The 19978-nt window shown below is 43.7% G+C and carries 15 protein-coding genes; 3 read left to right on the plus strand and 12 right to left on the minus strand.

Features of this window, described 5'->3' with window-relative positions; translation table 11 throughout:
* Positions 1 to 254 precede the first annotated feature (254 nt).
* Positions 255 to 1013, plus strand: coding sequence for an IclR family transcriptional regulator (locus I3257_RS00930; protein ID WP_045446365.1), 759 nt, complete (start codon positions 255 to 257; stop codon positions 1011 to 1013).
* 75 nt (positions 1014 to 1088) lie between these two features.
* Here I3257_RS00930 and mmsB read toward each other — a convergent pair whose 3' ends face one another.
* The 8 genes from mmsB to I3257_RS00970 form a co-directional block, all read right to left on the minus strand.
* On the minus strand, positions 1089 to 2033 hold the full coding sequence (mmsB, locus tag I3257_RS00935) for a 3-hydroxyisobutyrate dehydrogenase (protein ID WP_238048510.1): 945 nt from the start codon (positions 2031 to 2033) through the stop codon (positions 1089 to 1091).
* A 123-nt stretch (positions 2034 to 2156) separates the two neighbouring features.
* Positions 2157 to 3386, minus strand: a complete 1230-nt coding sequence (locus I3257_RS00940) for an enoyl-CoA hydratase/isomerase family protein (RefSeq protein WP_238048511.1) — start codon at positions 3384 to 3386, stop codon at positions 2157 to 2159.
* 59 nt (positions 3387 to 3445) lie between these two features.
* Positions 3446 to 4228 (minus strand): enoyl-CoA hydratase, encoded by a 783-nt coding sequence (locus I3257_RS00945; protein ID WP_087815893.1) that lies wholly within the window; start codon positions 4226 to 4228, stop codon positions 3446 to 3448.
* 81 nt (positions 4229 to 4309) lie between these two features.
* A complete protein-coding gene (locus I3257_RS00950) occupies positions 4310 to 5470 on the minus strand; it encodes an acyl-CoA dehydrogenase family protein (protein WP_238048512.1) in 1161 nt (386 codons plus the stop codon).
* A 63-nt stretch (positions 5471 to 5533) separates the two neighbouring features.
* On the minus strand, positions 5534 to 7018 hold the full coding sequence (locus I3257_RS00955; RefSeq protein ID WP_109590045.1) for a CoA-acylating methylmalonate-semialdehyde dehydrogenase: 1485 nt from the start codon (positions 7016 to 7018) through the stop codon (positions 5534 to 5536).
* 360 nt (positions 7019 to 7378) lie between these two features.
* The gene (locus I3257_RS00960; protein ID WP_109590047.1) at positions 7379 to 9433 is read right to left on the minus strand and encodes a propionate--CoA ligase; all 2055 of its coding nucleotides are present in this window, start codon (positions 9431 to 9433) and stop codon (positions 7379 to 7381) included.
* A gap of 208 nt (positions 9434 to 9641) precedes the next feature.
* Positions 9642 to 11312: a fatty acid--CoA ligase gene (locus I3257_RS00965; protein WP_109590049.1), complete on the minus strand. Its 1671-nt coding sequence runs from the start codon at positions 11310 to 11312 to the stop codon at positions 9642 to 9644.
* 268 nt (positions 11313 to 11580) lie between these two features.
* Positions 11581 to 12780, minus strand: a complete 1200-nt coding sequence (locus tag I3257_RS00970) for an MFS transporter (RefSeq protein ID WP_238048525.1) — start codon at positions 12778 to 12780, stop codon at positions 11581 to 11583.
* A gap of 412 nt (positions 12781 to 13192) precedes the next feature.
* Between I3257_RS00970 and I3257_RS00975 the strand changes: the two genes are divergently transcribed.
* On the plus strand, positions 13193 to 14182 hold the full coding sequence (locus I3257_RS00975) for a dienelactone hydrolase family protein (protein WP_109590052.1): 990 nt from the start codon (positions 13193 to 13195) through the stop codon (positions 14180 to 14182).
* A gap of 136 nt (positions 14183 to 14318) precedes the next feature.
* On the opposite strand, the gene I3257_RS00980 is transcribed toward I3257_RS00975, so the two are convergent.
* Positions 14319 to 15110 carry an ankyrin repeat domain-containing protein gene (locus I3257_RS00980; RefSeq protein WP_238048513.1) on the minus strand — a complete coding sequence of 264 codons (792 nt, stop codon included), beginning with the start codon at positions 15108 to 15110 and terminating at the stop codon, positions 14319 to 14321.
* 301 nt (positions 15111 to 15411) lie between these two features.
* Here I3257_RS00980 and I3257_RS00985 point away from each other — a divergent pair, with 301 nt between their 5' ends.
* Complete coding sequence (locus I3257_RS00985) at positions 15412 to 16158, plus strand: hypothetical protein (RefSeq protein ID WP_109590054.1); 747 nt, start codon at positions 15412 to 15414, stop codon at positions 16156 to 16158.
* A gap of 94 nt (positions 16159 to 16252) precedes the next feature.
* On the opposite strand, the gene I3257_RS00990 is transcribed toward I3257_RS00985, so the two are convergent.
* The 3 genes from I3257_RS00990 to I3257_RS01000 all read right to left on the minus strand — a co-directional run bounded on the left by I3257_RS00990 (position 16253) and on the right by I3257_RS01000 (position 19875).
* Entirely contained in the window at positions 16253 to 16762 is a 510-nt protein-coding gene (locus I3257_RS00990) for an Rrf2 family transcriptional regulator (RefSeq protein ID WP_087815879.1), read from the minus strand.
* Between the two features lie 268 nt (positions 16763 to 17030).
* On the minus strand, positions 17031 to 18272 hold the full coding sequence (locus tag I3257_RS00995) for an NnrS family protein (protein WP_087815877.1): 1242 nt from the start codon (positions 18270 to 18272) through the stop codon (positions 17031 to 17033).
* 199 nt (positions 18273 to 18471) lie between these two features.
* Positions 18472 to 19875, minus strand: a complete 1404-nt coding sequence (locus I3257_RS01000; protein ID WP_109590056.1) for a DASH family cryptochrome — start codon at positions 19873 to 19875, stop codon at positions 18472 to 18474.
* Between the last annotated feature and the right edge of the window lie 103 nt (positions 19876 to 19978).

Consider the following 19978-nt stretch of genomic DNA (forward strand, 5'->3'; position numbering starts at 1 on the left):
AGTAATTATTGCTTTTAGAAAACTTTTCAGAAAAATAAAGCATTAGCATAAATTTTCAATATTGTATGACTGTGTAACGTTAGTATGGATGCATTTAGTATTGGCATATAAAGTAACTAGATCTTGTCTAAGCTTGATATTATGCTAAATTAGAGGATAGGAAAATTTGTCGCAAGGCTGCGTATTTACTGTTATCTATTAATGCCTTGTTGTGCTTCCTACTGTATTCTTTTTATTCTTATTGAGCCACTCATATGCCTAAAGTATCGTCGATTACCCGTGTGTTAGAGATTATCGAGGCGGTGTCTTATGCCTCAAAACCGCTCTCACCACTTGAGCTATCGCAAGAGCTTGATATTCCAAAGCCGACCATTCATCGATTGATTCAAAATCTGCTCGATGAAGGGTTTGTGACTGTGGATATTGGCGGCGGCATTATACCGGGCAAGCGGGTACGCAACTTGGGTGTTGAGCTTTGGCAGCAGCGATTGTTCTTTAATGAGCGACAAATGATTTTGCAAAAGCTGGTTGATGAGCTAAAAGAGACTTGCGGGATCGGTGTGCCTTATCAGATGAACATGATCTATACCAACCGTGCAAATACGACCTTGCCGATACAGATTTATTTGCCAGTGGGCGCAAAGTCGCCAATGTGGTGTACAGCGACTGGTAAGCTATATTTAAGTCAGTTGCCGCGCACAAGCCGCGACAAAATACTGCAAAACCTGTCATTGGATAAGTTTACCAAAAATACGATTACCGATATCGATGCGCTAAACGCTGAGCTTGATCGTATCGCTGAAACAGGTATTGGTATCGATAATGAAGAGTTTATCTCTGAGATGGTGGCAATCGCCGTACCGATACGGGATAGAAAGTCACGCTACCTTGCCTCGCTGTATCTTCATGCACCGACCATACGAGTGTCTTTAGATGATCTCTTAACCCATGTCCCACGACTGCAAAAAGCAGCGAAAGATATTCAGTCGCTTGTCTATGACCTACCCAGCTAGATGATGCAATATAAGCAAAAAAAAGGTCTGCATTAAGATAATAATGCAGACCTTTTTCATAGGTACTTTGATAATTTAAGTCAATACTGAGCTGTCATGTCGCGCCATAATGCTCGAAAAATCTTTGTCGCCATTGTCAATTGCATGTGCTTCATATAGCTCTGTCGCTTTAGCGCCCATCGGTGTCTCTACCTGAGTATCTTCAGCGGTCTGCATGGCAAGGTTAAGATCCTTTTGCATGAGCTTACTCATAAACCCGCCTTGGTAGCCATTGCTAGAGGGGACATTTTCCATTACTTGCGGATAAGGATTATAGACCTCTAGCGTCCAGTTACGACCTGAGCTTTGCAACATAATATCTGATAGCACTTTAGGGTCTAGACCGTTTTTGACGCCCAGATTAATTGCTTCTGCCGTCCCTGCCATCAAAATACCTAACAGCATGTTATTACAGATTTTTGCCACTTGTCCTGCGCCATGCTCGCCTGCATGAAAGATATTTTTACCCATCACTGCCAGTATTGGCTCAGCTTTGGCAAAGGCTGTATCCTCTCCGCCAACGATAAAGGTTAACGTACCAGCGATAGCACCGCCCGTACCACCGGAGACTGGGGCATCTAAGAAGTCTATGCCAAGCTTGCTTGCCGCCTCCGCCACTGTTCTTGCATCAGCTGCCGCGATGGTACTACTGTCAATCACTAAAGTACCTTTTGCTAGCTCTGCAAGTAGACCGTCAGAGCCACCCTCTCCTAAATAGACAGAATGGACGTGCTTGCCAGCAGGCAACATACTGATAACGACCTGTGCATGACGTGCAGCATCTTTAGGACTGTCTGCTACACTGGCACCTGCTTGCTGCAAGCGCTCAGTTGCTTCTGCGGATAAATCATAAACCGAGAGCGGGTAACCTGCTTTTAACAAGTTCTCTGCCATTGGTGCGCCCATATTACCAAGCCCAATAAAAGCAATATTTGGCTTAGTAGTATCGTTATCGGTGGCATTTACATCCTTTGTATTCATCTCATCATTCCTTGATGGTTAGTATTAATCATGCGCGCAGGCGTTGCTACACATATAGCTGTAAACTATTTAATGGAGTGTAATTTTAATTTGATGTCTATATTGAATTGATAAATTCAATTTTTAACGCACAGACTGACTGCCTAAAGCCTCATCACCCAACCAATCGCCTAACGGATGCTCATCTTTAGCATAAGGATTCACAAAGTGCTGCTGTATGTACGCCTGCCCTTCGCTACTCAAGCAGTCTGCTAGTGAGCGTGACCACTGTGGATTACGATCTTTATCAATGAGCAGCGCACGTACCCCTTCTTTAAAGTCAGGATTGGCGGCACAATGTACGGCTACATTGGCTTCTAAATACAGAACTTGCTCTAGTGATAAGTCAGTGACTTTATAATAAAGCGCATAAGTTAAAGCAGCGGTAACTGGACAGCCATGGCGATAAGTATCTATTGCTCGCTGCGTCCAGCTATCATTGGCAAACTCTGTATCTATTTTTGCGAGTGCCGCATCACTTTGTAATAAAGCATCGATATCACCCAGTCCGCCGCTGTTCATCAACTGCTGAATAGATTGCCAATGGATTGCCAATTTACTAGCAGGCAGTTCAGCTACTGGTTGCGCAGCCAGTGCACGGCTAACAATACTATGAGCGCTATCGTTGTGGCATTTATCGGTACGACTAGCGGCAACCTGCCAATCGCTCTGTTTTAAACTTTGTATGACGCCATCATAGTCACTACTGGCGACGGCGTATTCTGCTAGATTGGCCAATAGTGCATCATTGCCATTACACATCGCGCCCGTTAACCCTAAAAACAAACCTGTCTTCGCTGGCATACGCTGTAAGAACCAACTGCCAGACGCATCAGGGAATAAGCCAATGGTAACCTCAGGCATGGCAAAACGGGTACGTTCAGTGACCAGTCGATGACTACAGCCGGCCATCAAGCCCATACCGCCACCCATAATGATGCCATCGCCCCAAAGGATGAGCGGCTTAGGGTAAAAGTGCATTTGTCGATAAAGACGATATTCATTACCAAAAAATTCTGTCGCATAAGGATTCGGTAGCGGTGCATCACTAGACATACTGTCATAAAGCTTACGAATATCACCGCCAGCACAAAATGCTTTGTCGCCTGCGCCTTTTAATAGCAATGCCACCACTTGCTCATCACCTTGCCACTGCTCTAGTTGTTGCGATAACAACTGACACATCTCAACGCTCAAGGCATTAAGAGACTTTGGCATATTTAACGTCATTATCCCAATAAGGTGACCACAATCTGTCGGCTCAGTGCTGAATAATACCGGCGCCTCTAGTGTGCCTTCTATAGCTGTTGTCATAAAAGTGACCTACAAATATTAAAAGAAAAATAGTATCATTAAGTTTGACTTTATGGCGTTTATTTATTTTGCCAAGTGGGTTTACGTTTTTCTAAAAATGCTTGTACACCTTCGCGCTGATCTTCAGTATCGAACAATTTAACAAAGGCTTCACGCTCATGGATAAGGTTTTGTGCAGGCGGAGTATGTCTTGCCGCTTGGATAAGTGTTTTGGAATAACTGACCGCAACTGGTGATTGTTTAGCGACTTTTTGTGCCAAGGCTTGTGCTGTTTGTAATCCCTCACCTTTTATAGCAACTTCTTCGACTAAGCCAATGCGTAGTGCAGTCTCGGCATCGACGCGCTCACCGCATAATATCATGCGCTTTGCCCAGCCTTCACCTACTAAAGCTGTTAGATTTTGGGTGCCACCGGCACACGGCAACAAGCCAACGCCTGTCTCAGGTAATGCCATTTGAGCATGATCTTCTGCAATACGAATATCACAAGCGAGTGCGCACTCAAGACCACCGCCCATCGCATAGCCATTGATAACCGCGATACTAACACCGCGATAGGCTGACAGTGCTTCGAACGCTTCACCAAAGGCTATCGCCATACTAATCGCACGACCTTTATCGCCATCTGCAAAATTATTTAAATCGGCACCTGCTGAAAAGAACTTCTCGCCATCACCATGGACGATTAACGCATACACCTCATCATTGGTATTGAGATCAGAGACCAATTGCTTAAGCGCATTGAGACTGTCCATCGTCCACGTATGAGCAGGTGGGTTGTTCAATGTGAGCGTCGCAATATGACCATTAATTGATAGTTTTAAGTTGGTATAATCCGTCATGAAATATCCTTGTTATAATTTTTTATAAAATTGCTTTATCCATACATTCGAATAGGCAAATTATCTATTCATATAAAATGATTAGCGTAACTGGCTTAACGCATCGTCTTGTAGCAGCTGACGTGAGACAATCACGCGCATAATCTCATTGGTGCCTTCTAAGATTTGATGCACACGCAAATCTCGCACATGGCGCTCAAGCGGATACTCATTGAGATAACCATAACCGCCATGCAGCTGTAAGGCTTCATTGGCGACATCAAAACACAAGTCAGTAGACAAACGCTTTGCCATTGCGCAATAAGTAGAGGCCTGTGCATCATTATTGTCGACTTTATTCGCCGCTAAATAGAGTATTTGCCGTGCGGTAATGGTTTGGGTCAACATATCTGCAAGCTTAAACTGTACCGACTGTAAACTAGCAATCGGACTACCAAATTGGCTACGCTCTTGCACGTAATTGGTCGCTGTCTCAAGCGCCGCTTGCGCAGTACCGACTGCACAGATACCAATATTAATCCGACCGCCATCTAAACCCTTCATCGCAATACGAAAGCCTTGACCTTCTTCGCCGATGAGGTTTTCTACTGGCACTTTGACATCTTTAAAGCTAATCGTCCGTGTTGGTTGTGCTTTCCAACCCATTTTATGCTCGTTTTTGCCGTATTCGATACCAGCACTGTCTGCATCAACGACGAATGCTGAAATCCCCTTTGGACCTGCAGCGCCCGTACGTGCCATAACCACTAACACATCAGTGGAACCTGCCCCTGAGATAAAGGTTTTTTCGCCGTTAAGAATATAATGCTCGCCTTGCTTATCGGCTTTGGTACGTAGTGATGCCGCATCAGAACCGGCATTAGGCTCGGTCAAACAATAACTGCCCAGCCATTCACCACTAACCATATTTGGCAAATATTTTTTGCACAATGCATCACTGCCAAACTCACCAATCATCCAGCCAGCCATGTTATGAATGCTCATATAAGCAGCAACAGCCGTATCACCCCATGCTAACTCCTCAAACACCATCGCAGAATCTAAACGCGGCAGACCCAAGCCATCATAGTCAGGGTTGGTATATAACCCTAAAAAGCCGAGCTCGCCTGATTTTTTAATCACATCAATTGGGAAATGCGAGGTGCGATCCCATTCAGCGGCATTGGGCTTTAGCTCTTTTTGTGCAAACTGTCTAGCAGTTTGGCGAAAGGCAATTTGGTCATCGGTCAATGAAAAATCCATGGGGTCATCCTTGTGCTGAATAGAGTGTATTAAAGCGTCAATGCAAATATAGGTGATTCAGCGTTAAATTGAAATAGTGGTATTAACCCCGCGGCTCGCCTCATCATCAAACCAGCGCGCCGTGACGGTCTTAGTTTGAGTATAGAACTGTACCGCTTGCTTACCATAAGGACCGAGATCACCAAGTTTACTGGCACGCGAGCCTGAGAATGAGAACATTGGTAATGGTACAGGAATCGGCAAGTTAATACCGATTTGGCCCACTTGGATATCTTGTTGGAACTTATGCGCAGCTGCACCTGACTGAGTAAAGATAGCCGTACCATTACCATGTGGATTGGCGTTGAGTAATTCAATCGCTTCATCTAAGCTGGCAGCACGCATGATGCACAGTACAGGTCCAAAGATTTCTTCTTTGTAAATTTGCATATCCGCAGTGACGTTATCAAAGATAGTAGGTCCTACAAAGTTGCCTTTCTCATACCCTTCAACCGTAATACCGCGACCATCAAGAATCAAGCTTGCCCCTTCTTCTACTCCAGTACCAATCAAATGCTCAACACGCGCTTTTGCCGCGGGAGAAATTAGCGGACCTAAGTCTTTATCATGCTTACCAGCTGAGACGATTAAACCTTCTGCTTTGGCCTTGATATCATCAATCCATTCACCCGCAGCGCCCACTAGCACCACAACTGACAATGCCATACAACGTTGACCAGCAGCACCAAATGCAGCACCAGCTAGCTGATTTAGCGTTTGCTCTTTATTGGCATCTGGCAATATAACACCATGGTTTTTCGCGCCCATCATACACTGTGCACGTTTTCCTGATTGACTGGCACGCTCATAAACGTGTTTGCCGACGTTGGTCGAACCGACAAATGAAACTGCTTTGATATCAGGATGATCACAAATCGCATCAACGGTCGCCTTGCCACCATGTACGACGTTTAGCACACCTTCAGGTACGCCCGCTTCAACCGCTAGCTCAACCAAACGCATGGTCACCATCGGATCTTGTTCAGAAGGTTTTAGGATAAAAGTATTGCCCGTGGCAATCGCCATTGGGAACATCCACAGAGGAATCATCGCTGGGAAGTTGAACGGCGTGATACCAGCACAAACACCAAGCGGCTGCCAAATACTATAGGTATCAACGCCTGAGGCAACGTTTTCAACGAAATCGCCAATCTGTAGATTTGCAATCCCAGCAGCATGCTCAACCACTTCTAAACCACGGAATACATCACCGCGTGCATCAGCAATAGTCTTGCCCTGCTCTGCGGTCAAGATTTCTGCTAGCTCATCCATATGGTCACGAATCAATGCCTGATATTTTAGAAAGATACGCGCACGTGTGGTAATCGGTGTTTTGCGCCACGTTTGAAAAGCGGCTTTGGCTGCTGCAACCGCCTGATTGATTTCATCGTCTGTGGTTTGCGGAACTTTGGCTATGACTTCTTGCGTGGCAGGATCGGTGATATCAATCCATTCACTGGTATTAGAATCAACAAATTGACCATTGATGAGCTGCTTGACGTGGTGCATAAGATATCCTTATCTTGTTTGCGAGACTACCCTTTAGCGGTGTCTTAATATTCAAAAAGAGAGAAAAAATGATGAGCTTTTATCGATCAAACGTAATTTATAAAATGATTTATTTCGTATCGTTATTGACTATACCAATAAACCATTTTTAGGGTCAAGCGCTTTGTCAAAATTTTATCTGAGTTTATGTTAACGAAAAAAACTTTATGTAAGGTATATTTTCAGTTTGAGCGAAAGCGACTAAGTAGTGATAAAAATGAAGAGACGCCTTAAATTGAAAACAAAAAAGCCCATGATTGTGCATGAGCTTTTTTTCAATATTAACGTTAGATGGCTTTTTTCAATTAATACGCCATCGTATTAGTAGTCTTTCATAGACTGCTTAATCGCCTCAATCGCTGTTGGATTATCAAGCGTTGACATATCTCCTGTTTCGTTGCCTTCTGCTAGAGCACGAATGGCTCGACGTAAGATTTTGCCAGAGCGCGTTTTTGGTAGTGCTTGCGGGAAATAAATTGCCGCTGGCCTTGCGATACCACCAAGGGATTTGACCACAGCACCGATGACCTGCTGCTCAATACGGAAACGATTTTCGGTGGTCGTGACTTGTTCATGATCTCTCAGCACACAAAAGGCTATCGGCAATTCTCCTTTCAATTCATCATGAATACCCACAACCGCACATTCTGCCATCTCTGGATGCGTACTAATCGCTTCTTCAATTTCTTGCGTGCCAATACGATGACCGGCGACGTTAATCACATCGTCAGTTCGTCCTAAAATATAAAAATAACCCTCCTCATCAGTCACGGCATAGTCTGAGGTTGAATATTGCTTGCCATCAAACAGACCAAAATAGCTACTGACAAAGCGTTCGTCATTTCGCCATACCGTGGTCAGACAACCGGGCGGCAATGGTGCACGAATCGCGAGCAGTCCTTTTTCGCCAGCTTTACAAGGTTCGCCTGTTTCTTCATTAATGACATGCGCATCGTAACCATACATGGGATAACCAGGTGAGCCTTGCTTGTGCGGCTTATGATTGAATTTGGGCGTGTTACTCAGGATGGGCCAGCCAGACTCTGTTTGCCAATAATGGTCTAAAATTGGCACACCTAAATGCTTAGTCAGCCAGTTGGCTGTCGATTCATCCAGTGGTTCACCTGCCAAAAAGAACGATTTGACACTTGAGACATCGTAGCGTGTCATCCATGTCTCATCTTGCTTTTTGAGCATACGTACGCCGGTCGGCGCGGTGAACAAAATATTGACCTTGTTGGCTTCCACAATTCGCCACCAGATACCAGGGTTTGGTCGATGTGGTAAGCCTTCATACATCACACTCGTCATGCCAGCCAGCAATGGTGCATAAATGGTGTAAGAATGCCCGACCGCCCAGCCGATATCTGATATCGCCCAAAATGTCTCGCCCGCCTTGCCATCGTAGATATAGTCCATCGACGTCGTTAGCGCAACCGCGTGACCACCTGTATCACGTTGCACGCCTTTTGGCGTACCCGTAGTGCCTGAGGTATAAAGTAAATATGATGGCGTATTTGACTCAAGCCAAACTGGCTCGACAATCGCATTGGCTTCACAGCTGATACGGCGCTGAGTTGCATAATCAACATCAATATTTTTTGGCTCAAATGGTAAAATGCCACGATTGATGACCAATACATGCTTGGGCTTGACCGTTGCTTGCTCTACCCCTTGATTGACAAGGTTTTTATAATTAATAACTTTACCGCCACGCAAACCTGCATCCACCGTGATGACCATTTTTGCTTCGGCATCATCCATACGAATGGCTAAGTTATGGGCAGCAAAACCACCAAATACCACGGAATGTACCGCACCGATACGAGCGCAAGCCAACATGGCATAAGCGGCTTCTAGAATCATCGGCATGTAAATGACAACGCGATCGCCCTTGCCAATACCATGACGCTGTAGCACATCAGCAAAATAATTGACTTCTTTATATAGGTCATTATAGGTCAGACGACGTTTGGTATAGTCCGTGTAAAGCTCAACGTTATTACCCAAATCTTTAAACGCATCGACGACTGCAGGAAAGGTTTCGATTAACTCTTGGTTAATCTCAGAGGATAACCAGATAAAAGCATCTTGCTCTGCGCGTTCTGCAAGATGGCGATCCACACAGTTATAGCAAAGATTGGTCTCGCCGCCGACATACCACTGCGCAAAAGGCAGATTGCTGTCATCAAGGATTTGTTCAGGTTCTTTATGCCAATAGATACGCTTTGCTTGCTCTGCCCAAAACTGCTCTTTATTTTCAATAGAAGAGTGATAAATTTCAGCAAAAGTTTGAGTGGTATTAGATAACGCTTGAGAAGTCTGAGCTTGCTCTGACGATTGGTTGGTCACTGAAGTGGCGGTTTGCTCGCTCATAATAGCTGTCCTTAGCATAAATGATGGGTAATACGATGTAATATTGTCATAGTAAAGATTGGCTATCCCTGCCAGCTATCTCTAATAGAACAAAAAACCGATACACTACGTATCGATTTAGTAGGTATCGGTTTAAAATGTAGCAGAGCTAACAATAAAGGTCAACTATTAAGCCAGTTATCTGCTCAATAGTTAAGCCACTTTAAGCCTATACCTCAGTTTGATCAGCATACATCTCACGCATCACTTTTTTGTCATGTTTACCAACAGAAGTCTTTGGTAGCTCATTGACGAACTTAAACTGACTTGGCACACCATATTTCGGGATAATACCCCGCTCTACAGCTTTCTCAGCAATGGCTTTGATATCATCAACGCTCGTGTCTTGAGCATTAGGTTTTAACACAATCAAGGCCAATGGACGCTCGCCCCACTGTTTGTCACGTACCCCAATCACAGATACGTCAGCGACCGCTGGATGTAACGACAAAATCGTCTCAATCTCTAATGACGATATCCACTCGCCGCCTGACTTAATGACATCTTTTAAGCGATCAGTAATTCTAATATAACCATCAGGACGTATATAAGCAATGTCTTGGGTGTGCATATAGCCGTTTTCCCACAGCTCTTTGCCCGCATCGTCATTTTTTAGATAGCTTTGCGTTAGCCAAGGTGCGCGCAATACCAGCTCGCCAGTATTGTCTTGACCGGTACCAACCGACTCATTATTGCTACTCCATATTTGAGCATCCACCATCAGTACGGGCTTACCAGTCATACAACGGCGAGCGATATCTTCATCTTCACTCATTTCAGGCTCGTCGAGACTAAATTCTGTCAAGCTAATAAGGGGCGCTGTCTCTGACATACCATAACCAGTATATACTTCGATACCTTGTGCCATGGCGGTTTTTGCCAAGCCTTCAGTCAACCTTGAACCACCGATGATCATTTTTAAACCATTAAAGCTAGCACCGCGATCTTGCGCTTCTTTGAGCACCATTTGCAAAATCGTTGGGACACAATGGGTAATACTAACTTTTTCATTAATAATCAAATCCATTAACACATCTGGTGCATAGCGTCCCGGATACACTTGCTTCAGACCAGCCATGGTCGCAGTAAATGGAAAGCCCCACGCATGTACGTGGAACATTGGCGTCATCGGCATATAGACATCACCGTAGCTGACGCCTTGCTTGTCGGGCAGCATACCTAATGTCGCCGCTTCGGTAAGAGTATGCAATACTAGCTGGCGGTGGCTAAAGAATACGCCTTTTGGATCGCCCGTCGTGCCTGAGGTATAAAACGTCGTGGCAATGGTGTTTTCATCAAAATCTGGGAAGTCAAACTCACTATCGGCAGCTTGTAATAACGCTTCATACTCACCTACTACGCGGTTTTGATTACCACCGAAGACTCCTTCAGATGTCACGCCATCATCATCTAGCCAAATAATGTGCTCAATACTAGAGTTTTCAAACTGATAGCTTTTGACCAATGGCGCAAACTCAGAGTTGAGCAGCAGCACTTTTGGCTTAGCGTGATTGATGGTATAAAGAATTTTTTCTGGCGATAGGCGGATATTAACGGTTTGTAAAATATACTCTGACATCGGTACCGCGAAATACGACTCAAGATAACGATGGCTGTCCCAATCCATCACCGCCACTATATCACCTGCATCTAGATTTAAACCTACTAAGACATTGGCCAAGCGATTGATACGATTGAATAAATCTTTATAGGTAAGGCGTTTTTTGTCAGCATAAACGATTTCTTGCTCTAGCGACACCGTTTTGGCACGGTTCAATAGTTGCTTAACTAATAAGGGATAATCGTAAGCAGAAGGGGCGCTGTGGTAAATATTTGACATAGATGTGACGTCCTTGTTGGTCATGCGGATAAGTTATTATGCGGGTGAATCATGGATAATTGATGGCACGCAGTTCTAGTTATTTTAGCTTTTACTTATAAAAAATTGGCTGTTTAAAAAGTGATAGTGGCTAACATTATTAATAGAATTATTAAGGTGTATTGAACAGGCTATATCGATAGTAAGAAAAAATCGACGCTATGTAAAGCAACCTTACGTAAACATCCTAAGCTGCAATAGCTTGATGAAAATTGCTCAAAAACAGCCATCAAGCCGCGCGTGATTTTGTTTTAATCATGCCAAAACTGGCAACCAGTAATGCCAAAATCTGTACAAATAAGAGCAGCCATACTGTGAGCGACCACTGCCCGCGCGCATAAGCCATACCGCATAACCACGCACCCATCGTACCGCCAGCATAATACCCCATGTAATATAAACCAGACGCCAATGAGCGCCCTTTTTTAACATTGACGGCGATATAACTGATGGTAGCAGCTTGGGTGATAAAGACACCTGAGGACATAATAGCAAGACCAATAATAATGCCCCTTAACGGCGTTACTAGCGTTAACAGCACCCCAATCATAGAAACGAAAACAGCCACGCGCACTGTGCGCGCTGAACCAAAGCGACGTAGCAAGGTCGTCGACAATGGCGTGATGACAACGCCTATCAAATAAACGGCAAAAATATTGGCAAGCGCACCCGTATTCAACTCATATGGCGTCTTAGCAAGATGTAGATTGATAAAGGTAAAACAACCCACGAGTGAGAATAAAACACACGCTCCTAGCAGACAAGCCGTCACCACATAACGATTGGTTAGATGCTCACCGAGCGTCTGCATCGCGGAACGAAAATTCGGATTGGCCACAAACTGCTGTGACGATGGCAGCATTTTGCCGACCCACAGCGCACCGATAAGGGTCATCGCTGCCATCACATAATAGCCTGCACGCCAGCCGATAAGCTCGTGCAAATGCCCAAGCAAAAATCGCCCCATGAAGCCGCCAAGTACCGAGCCTGAGACATAGAACGACATCAGTTCTGTGACAGCGCGTCCCTCAAACTCTTCACCGATATAAGCAATCGTCACCACGGTAATGCCCGGTACAGACAACCCTTGCATAAACCGCCACATACCCATCCAACCAATACTCGGACTTTGGGCAATTAAAGCAGTTGGTATCGCTAAAAATAATAATGCGCCAACGATAAAGGATTTACGCCCCACAGCGTCAGACAGCATGCCCAAGAATGGCGACATAATAGCAATCGCCATCACCGTTGCACCGACGATCATGCCAGCTTGCACCTCAGTTGCAGACAGGTCTACCATTAATACGGGCAAAATGGCCTGAATAGAATACACTTGCAAAAAAGCAAACATCCCAATCAAGCCAATGGTGAGTTTTAAGACCCACGATGTTGCATTATTGATTGGTGTAGATAGAGGTTCTGGCATATTATTTTGGGATTTACTGATGGTATTTTTCACAGGGATACAGGCTATGTTGGACGCGGATGATCTGGCGTGAGTAATAGAAATAGGACGATAATAGCTGAAACAATGACGAAAACAATGATGACAATAATGGCTGATGCTAGGGATAGCCGTCAGGTATGATTTTAGCACACCAAATACCAGACTCTGGTTTCGGTGTGTTATCGGTATTGCTTTATTGATGCTTAGGGTCTGTTGAACACTAAAAATTGCTGCTTTGTATACTGCGTAGGTGACGTATATTTTTGACAGCAAGCAGATTACTGTCTACTATTATTTTGATCTATTATATATAAATGCGATCTACAAAAACTTATACCCACAAAATATAACCTGCGGCAAAATCCAACTCACCTATAGCAGACTCTCTATCATGCCCAAATACCCTTTTTATTCGCAATGGATTGTCGCTATAGGTGCATTGGTTTTTTCTATAAGTGCGTCGGCAGTTACGTTAGACGAAGTAGCCGCAACTAACAAGCTCACAATTAAAGAGCAATCGACCAAAATAGTATCAACCCCGATAGCGTCAGCGGTTGTAATAACATCGTCTGTATCAGCACCAGCCGTGCCGTCAAACTGTATCGCCGACAGTATTATTACAGCGGCTAATCTTTCAGATACGCGTGATAAAGGGCCTTTTTCGGTGGCCAAAAAACCCGTTCCTCGTCAGTTAGCCAACGGCTTTGGTGGCGGAACTATTTATTATCCAACCAATGCAGGCGGCTGTGGTCTGTTAGGCGGAATCGCAGTAGTACCGGGTTATGTGTCCTACGAATCTTCTATTAAATGGTGGGGGCCGCGTTTGGCATCTTGGGGATTTGTGGTTATTACCATCGATACCAACTCCATTTATGATGACCCAGAGAGCCGTGCGGCGCAGTTAAGTGCCGCGCTTGATCATATGCTTCGTGACAATACGGTAGGCGCTCAGATAGATAGTACACGCTTGGGTGCTATTGGCTGGTCAATGGGCGGCGGCGGCGCGCTCCAGCTAGCGACAAAACGTCAGACGGTTCGAGCGATTATTCCGCAAACGCCCTATCACGATAAAGACTATGGCGAAATGAACACGCCTGCTTTATTCATTACTTGCCAAAATGACCGTATTGCCTCAAATAAAAAATACAGCAGTCGTTTTTATGATAAGGCTACAGGCGCAAAAATGAAGATTGAGATAAAGAACGGTAGCCATTTTTGTCCAAGTTATCGTTTTAATGAGATATTACTGAGCAAGCCCGGTATTGCTTGGATGCATCGCTATATTAATGGCGATACCCGCTTTGATCAGTTTTTATGTAGTAACGACAACTATGGCAACAATCCTCGTATATCCGCTTACGACTATAAAAACTGCTCATAAACGAGGCACTCATGAGAAAAGCACTGATAAACTAGACACTTATAAACGATCCGCTGGTCAACGTCTGACTTAGGAGCGCTTAGCATAGAAAAAGGCTACCGAAATGGCAGCCTTTTTTATAAAATCATTAACGCAATTATTCACAGCTCGCTTTGCCAGTGCGATGATTAACGGCACCATTGGCGGCTAATAGCTTTTGCATATCAACCAAATCTCGCGAACACGCATATGAATAGGCACCTTGATTATATGAGCCCATTTTTTTGTCTTTGGTCGTTGCCACTAGATTTGGATTAGCACCTTGCGCCAATAAATAGTTGACAGTTTCAAGGCGATTATTACTAGCTGCAACCATAATCAAGGTTTCACCATCACTTTCTACCGTCTGATCATTTAAGTCCACAGGCGCTTTTTCATTCAATAACGTATGTACTTTTTTGACAATATTGGTATTTTTTCCCAGTACAGCAGATTTCATGACGTTATAAACATCACCGTCATCTTTAGCATAGATATCAGCACCTTTGCTGACTAAGTAATCGACCACATCTTCATAGCCGATAAAAGCAGCCCAGCCTAACGCCGTTTGGTTAAGGCTACCTGTATCTTTAACTTCTAAGTCTTGACCATTGTTAACCATGTATTTGACCGTGGCTAGATCACCATGTTTTACGGCGTCAAACCAAGTAGCATATGCACCTGTGGAGGGTTTGTCATAAAACACACGCCAAGAAAGTTTGTTTTGATTGGCAAGATCAAAATTCTCAGTAGTGCTGAAACGAAAACCCACTTGTGGGACTGGTGCGGTTTGAGCAGCTTGGATAGTGTCAATTTTAGTGACGCTGTTATCATTGTTTAGGCTTGAGCAACCTGCTAATAACATCGTTGCCATAACCGCTGATGCGCTCATTTTTCCAAAAAATCTCATGACTCAACCTTCAAATACAAATTAAATAGTGAGAGATATTATACAGATTCATTAAATAATAATCTATAAATTATAAGCTATGAATGACAATGACCCTCGAGTAATATAGGCTTATATCCGACTTTAACGTTATACACTGAACCTAACAATCAACATCTTTTTTATAACAGACTTTAGGTACATGACTCACCATAATAAGATATCAATTATAATAAGTTGTCATCTACTGATAAGAAATATTCATTATTAAAATTGCTGAGACATTAAAAAACTCGAATAAAAACACTAAGGAATAATTTCAATGACCGATAAAATTCATGATTTAGGGGCAGGATTTTGGAATATACGCGGATCTTTTCGCATTGGCGGTGTTCTAAACATTGGCACTCAGTGCTCACTTATACAGTTAAACTCAGGAAAGTTTATATTTTTGGATAGTTATTCATTGACTGGTGACGTACGCGATGAGGTGATGGCATTAACCAATAATGGTCAAGATGTCGAAGCAGTACTGAACGTCCACCCATTCCATACGGTGCACTGTGCACAAATGGCAAAAGACTTCCCGCAGGCGACCTTTTATGGCAGTCGCCGCCACCATAAAAAAGTACCTGAAGTACAATGGGCAGATGACTTGGTTGAAAGCGATGCGGTCGCCAAGCGTTACCCTGAGCTTAAGTTCTCAATGTCACAAGGCATCCACTATATCTCACCCAATGAGATGATTCATGCAGGCTCACTATTAGCCTATCATCCTGCCAGTCAAAGCTTGCACGTCGATGATACCTTTATGAGTCCACCGATGAAGTTATTAGAGGCGATATTACCTGAACTGATACTGCACCCAACGACCAAAAAAGCGCTAAAAAATGAGCCCGATGCAGGCAAGCAATACTGCGATTGGGCAAGCAATTTGGCACATGAATGGCGCGATGCGCGTAATTTCTGCGCCGCACATTCCTATTTAGTGACATTCAATGACGGTGAATTTGAAGTGGCGCTATTAAAAGCCATTGATAAAGCCCGTCCAAAATTAGAAAAAGCTTAATTGACCGTATAATCTCACATTAGAAGCATAACAAAGGGAGTGACCAAGATGGTCGCTCCCTTTTTTGCAATGACGCCATCAACATCAAAAGTTATTAACGAAACAATAAAGACGCTAGCTCATCTTCGTTATTGATGATATCTGCCAAGGTATAGCGCTCAAGGACGTTAATAAATGCCGTTAATGCTTCAAAGAATACACTTTTTAGTTGGCATGCTGGGCTAATGACACAGCCTCTAGCGTTATTTGTCGTTTCATCAATAAGCGTAATAGGCAAACCAGTCTGTCGACCATCACTACTCTTATCATTCGCGGGTGTCGCAAAACACTCGACCAAATCAAAGTCCGGCTCTATTTTTTTAATTAATACACCCAAATTGATGTCTTTTGGCGCACGAGCCAAACGTATACCACCATTTTTACCACGCACACTTTCTATATAACCAAGCTGACCCAACTGATGAATAATCTTGGTCAAATGACTTTTAGAAATGCCATAACTGTCGGCAATATCACTGATATTTGCAAGTAATGGCGGCTCTGGTCTCACTGCCAAGTAAATCAATGAGCGCAGCGCATAATCGCTATAATTGGTCAATCGCATTTATTTGCGCTCCTATTTTATATAAATCTTTCAAATATGTATCAGCTTAAATTTTAGCAATGTAACTCTATAAGTTTGAAAATGAGGGTCTTGAAAAGTCAGTGTCTCAAACAAACGGTATTTCAAACAAACAGTGTCTGGAAAACAAAGGTCTTAAAACCTTATAACATTTGCAAAATAATCTACTTAAAAACATCAACAATCAGTCGATAGACTTGGATAAATACCCTATTATTTTGGCGATAGCATTATAACGGCTCTACAGGCTCTAACCAAACAAACCATCAGGTCTAGGACGTGCCAGCATCGGCAAATAACTGATGCAAAATAGCACGAAGCAAGCAATCCACGCCCCTTGGGCAATCATGATCCATAATAGATAGTGACTCATATCGGCAAGCGGCAACAGCACGCGACTGACAAATGCCAATACCATCAGACCATACATAATATTCACCGTCTTGGGCGGCTGATGAATGCTGCGTCCCGTATGACCAAGCGATACCCGCGTCATCATCGCTACGGTCATCATACCAACGCCTGCAATGGCAAGCCCATGCATCGCAATACTATGAGTATAGCCCAACCATGGTTGCAGCGCATACAGCAGAAAACTCAAACACATGCCCAAAAATGCAACATATAATGACCAAAGCAATGGCTTTTGCCAGATACCGCGATGATACCAGCCTACCAAACGGACGATATTAACCACTGCTACGCCAAGCGCCGTAATAGTCAGCAGATACTGATTAGGATAAAACAAGTCACTGATAAAAAACGCTAAGAAAAACAATAAACTCGCAATATCCTGTACTTTACTATTGCGCAACTTGATGACTTCCGTCGTTCCAAGACTCAGACCACGTTCAATAAAGAATGGCACCACGCGGCGACCAATGGTCAGCACCAAACCGATAATTAAATAAAACCCTAGATAAATACCTATTTTAGTCATACTCATATCGGCATTGATAATACCCCAGTAGCAGATTCCATTGCCAACGGTCAATAATGCCAGTTTCGCTAAGATACCCATTTGCTTATACTGCTTGACCTGTAATACCGCTCGACATATCACAAATGCCATCGAAGCGATAAACAATAAGTCAAATACTGCGGCGATATATAACAACGATATACTGCTACCCGCAACCGTCATACCAAGCCCAAAACCTGCCCAGCTCAAACGTGCCAGCAGCCAACAGCCAAATATAGCCAGCAGCTTATAACCATGCGGCATCATTACCCCTGTCCACGTCTTCACTGCCGTGAGGAGAAATCCTGCAATGACCGCCAAGGCATAACCATAGACCATCTCATGACCGTGCCAATACAATGGGTTCAGTGCTTGTGCGTCAATATCTGTATGACCAGTAAATACAAAAGACCATAGCAGCATCGTTATCACGGCAAATAGCGCGGCAGCACTAAAAAATATTCGAAAGCTCAAATTCAGAATAGGATGCGGAGAGCTGGGCGGCTTGCTGGGTAAGTTGATCGATTGCATGGCAGTCTTCTTAGAAGCATGTGAATAAAGTTTAACCTAAAGATTCATTTTAGATGAATGTTATGAGTTATACAATAGTGATAATTTTATAACTCATTATAACGGTTTGCTATTAGCATAAAAAATAACCGCTAATAAGACTATTAAGCGGTTTAGAACGTGCTATTTAGTATTGGTGCTCTAAAATCCATAAACTGCTTTAACTTACATGACCGCCTTGCCATTTATCAATGAACTCACCATTGGGATCGTATTGCTGGGTTTGCTTGCAAAGATTAAATTGCCGACATCCTCTTGGATCAGCGCCTACGCCCGCTAGATATTGCCAATTCCCCCAATTACTCGCGACATCATAATCGATAAGATGCTGCTCAAAATAGGTTGCACCGTAACGCCAGTCTAAACCCAGCTCATGAATAAAGCAGCTAGCAACGATTTGTCTGCCACGATTGGACATATACCCTGTTTGCTTTAGCTGATTCATGCAGGCATTGACGATAGGATATGGCGTGCTGCCATTCTGCCATTGCTGCAAACGCTGATCGTCAAAATGAGTAGCTGGTAATTCATGACCAATGCCCTTAAACAAAAATAGATTGCTACCATGTTCAATCGCATACCAATAAAAATACTCGCGCCACAGCAGCTCAAACCATATCCAATACGTTGACTCATTGGCGATAATCTCACGCTCATAATGACGTAAGCGATTCAATAGTATTTTCACAGACAAGCAACCATTTGCCAGCCAAGGCGAGAATTTAGTGGAATGCGTCCAGTCATCCAGTGCATTACGTGTGGTTTTATAAGTGCGCGGCGCAGCAGAATCGAAATAGTGAGTTAAATGAATCATTGCATTTGTTTCACCACCTTTAAAACTAAGCGCTTGCTCATCAGATGGTTGTGTTTTAAAAAGGTATTTACTATGCGCTATCAACGCATCAGGCATTGGCGGTAGCGACTTTGGCGTAGGAAAAACAGCCACCTCTTCGTCAGCATTCAATAAATCATGGCTTGCTTCAACCTTTTTGCGAAACTGGGTAAAGCTTTTGGGCAGGTCTTGTGTCGGTAAATCAGCAAATAGCGTATGGGTTGATTGCCTGTGCCATATTATCTGTGGATATTTGCTCTGCAAGGCAGCATAGCCTTTATTTTGATTATAATCTGCCGTGTGGCTGACACAGATATCGGTGACTTGTTGCTGCTCAATGAGCTGGCATAACTGAGTAAAGGCGTTTAAGGCAGACTCCACCTTATCTTGTGACAACTGACTCTTTGATGAATAGCTTGGCGACAGATACAGCAATCGATTACCAAGGCGCTGAAGCGATCGATCCAAATCAGCCAAGCTCTCAGACAAGAACTGCTGACGAGCAGCGCCCATCTCATTAAAGTGGTAAGCTTGACGGCTCTCTTTCGGTTCAATGCAATCAGCCAAAAAACCAGCATAGATAAGCATCAGGTTGCCTTGATTACTTTTAGTCAATGTCGCCGCTTTGACTAACGTTTCATTGTCCTCTATGCGCAAATCGTTATGAAATAAGACCAATACCGCTTTTTTGACTGACTTATTTGATGCATTGTCTAATTGGTGATTTGACATGCTCTCGATTCCCAAGTAGTTAAACGTGCTCACTTGAAGCTGAGTCTAAACTTTGACTTCCTCCCCGCCCTCAAAGGAGGGGGATTCCTACTAAAGACGGCCA

Source organism: Psychrobacter sp. Ps7, from assembly GCF_022129225.1.
GTDB classification, from domain to species: Bacteria; Pseudomonadota; Gammaproteobacteria; order Pseudomonadales; family Moraxellaceae; genus Psychrobacter; species Psychrobacter immobilis_A.

Bases quoted from the DNA above. Each gene is read 5' to 3' on its own strand.
- I3257_RS00930 (WP_045446365.1), top strand. From the start codon at position 255: ATGCCTAAAGTATCGTCGATTACCCGTGTGTTAGAGATTATCGAGGCG.
- I3257_RS00950 (WP_238048512.1), bottom strand. From the start codon at position 5,470: ATGGATTTTTCATTGACCGATGACCAAATTGCCTTTCGCCAAACTGCT.
- I3257_RS00965 (WP_109590049.1), bottom strand. From the start codon at position 11,312: ATGTCAAATATTTACCACAGCGCCCCTTCTGCTTACGATTATCCCTTA.
- I3257_RS00970 (WP_238048525.1), bottom strand. From the start codon at position 12,780: ATGCCAGAACCTCTATCTACACCAATCAATAATGCAACATCGTGGGTC.
- I3257_RS00940 (WP_238048511.1), bottom strand. From the start codon at position 3,386: ATGACAACAGCTATAGAAGGCACACTAGAGGCGCCGGTATTATTCAGC.
- I3257_RS00975 (WP_109590052.1), top strand. From the start codon at position 13,193: ATGCCCAAATACCCTTTTTATTCGCAATGGATTGTCGCTATAGGTGCA.
- I3257_RS00960 (WP_109590047.1), bottom strand. From the start codon at position 9,433: ATGAGCGAGCAAACCGCCACTTCAGTGACCAACCAATCGTCAGAGCAA.
- I3257_RS00980 (WP_238048513.1), bottom strand. From the start codon at position 15,110: ATGAGATTTTTTGGAAAAATGAGCGCATCAGCGGTTATGGCAACGATG.
- I3257_RS00990 (WP_087815879.1), bottom strand. From the start codon at position 16,762: ATGCGATTGACCAATTATAGCGATTATGCGCTGCGCTCATTGATTTAC.
- I3257_RS00985 (WP_109590054.1), top strand. From the start codon at position 15,412: ATGACCGATAAAATTCATGATTTAGGGGCAGGATTTTGGAATATACGC.
- mmsB (WP_238048510.1), bottom strand. From the start codon at position 2,033: ATGAATACAAAGGATGTAAATGCCACCGATAACGATACTACTAAGCCA.
- I3257_RS00995 (WP_087815877.1), bottom strand. From the start codon at position 18,272: ATGCAATCGATCAACTTACCCAGCAAGCCGCCCAGCTCTCCGCATCCT.
- I3257_RS00945 (WP_087815893.1), bottom strand. From the start codon at position 4,228: ATGACGGATTATACCAACTTAAAACTATCAATTAATGGTCATATTGCG.
- I3257_RS01000 (WP_109590056.1), bottom strand. From the start codon at position 19,875: ATGTCAAATCACCAATTAGACAATGCATCAAATAAGTCAGTCAAAAAA.
- I3257_RS00955 (WP_109590045.1), bottom strand. From the start codon at position 7,018: ATGCACCACGTCAAGCAGCTCATCAATGGTCAATTTGTTGATTCTAAT.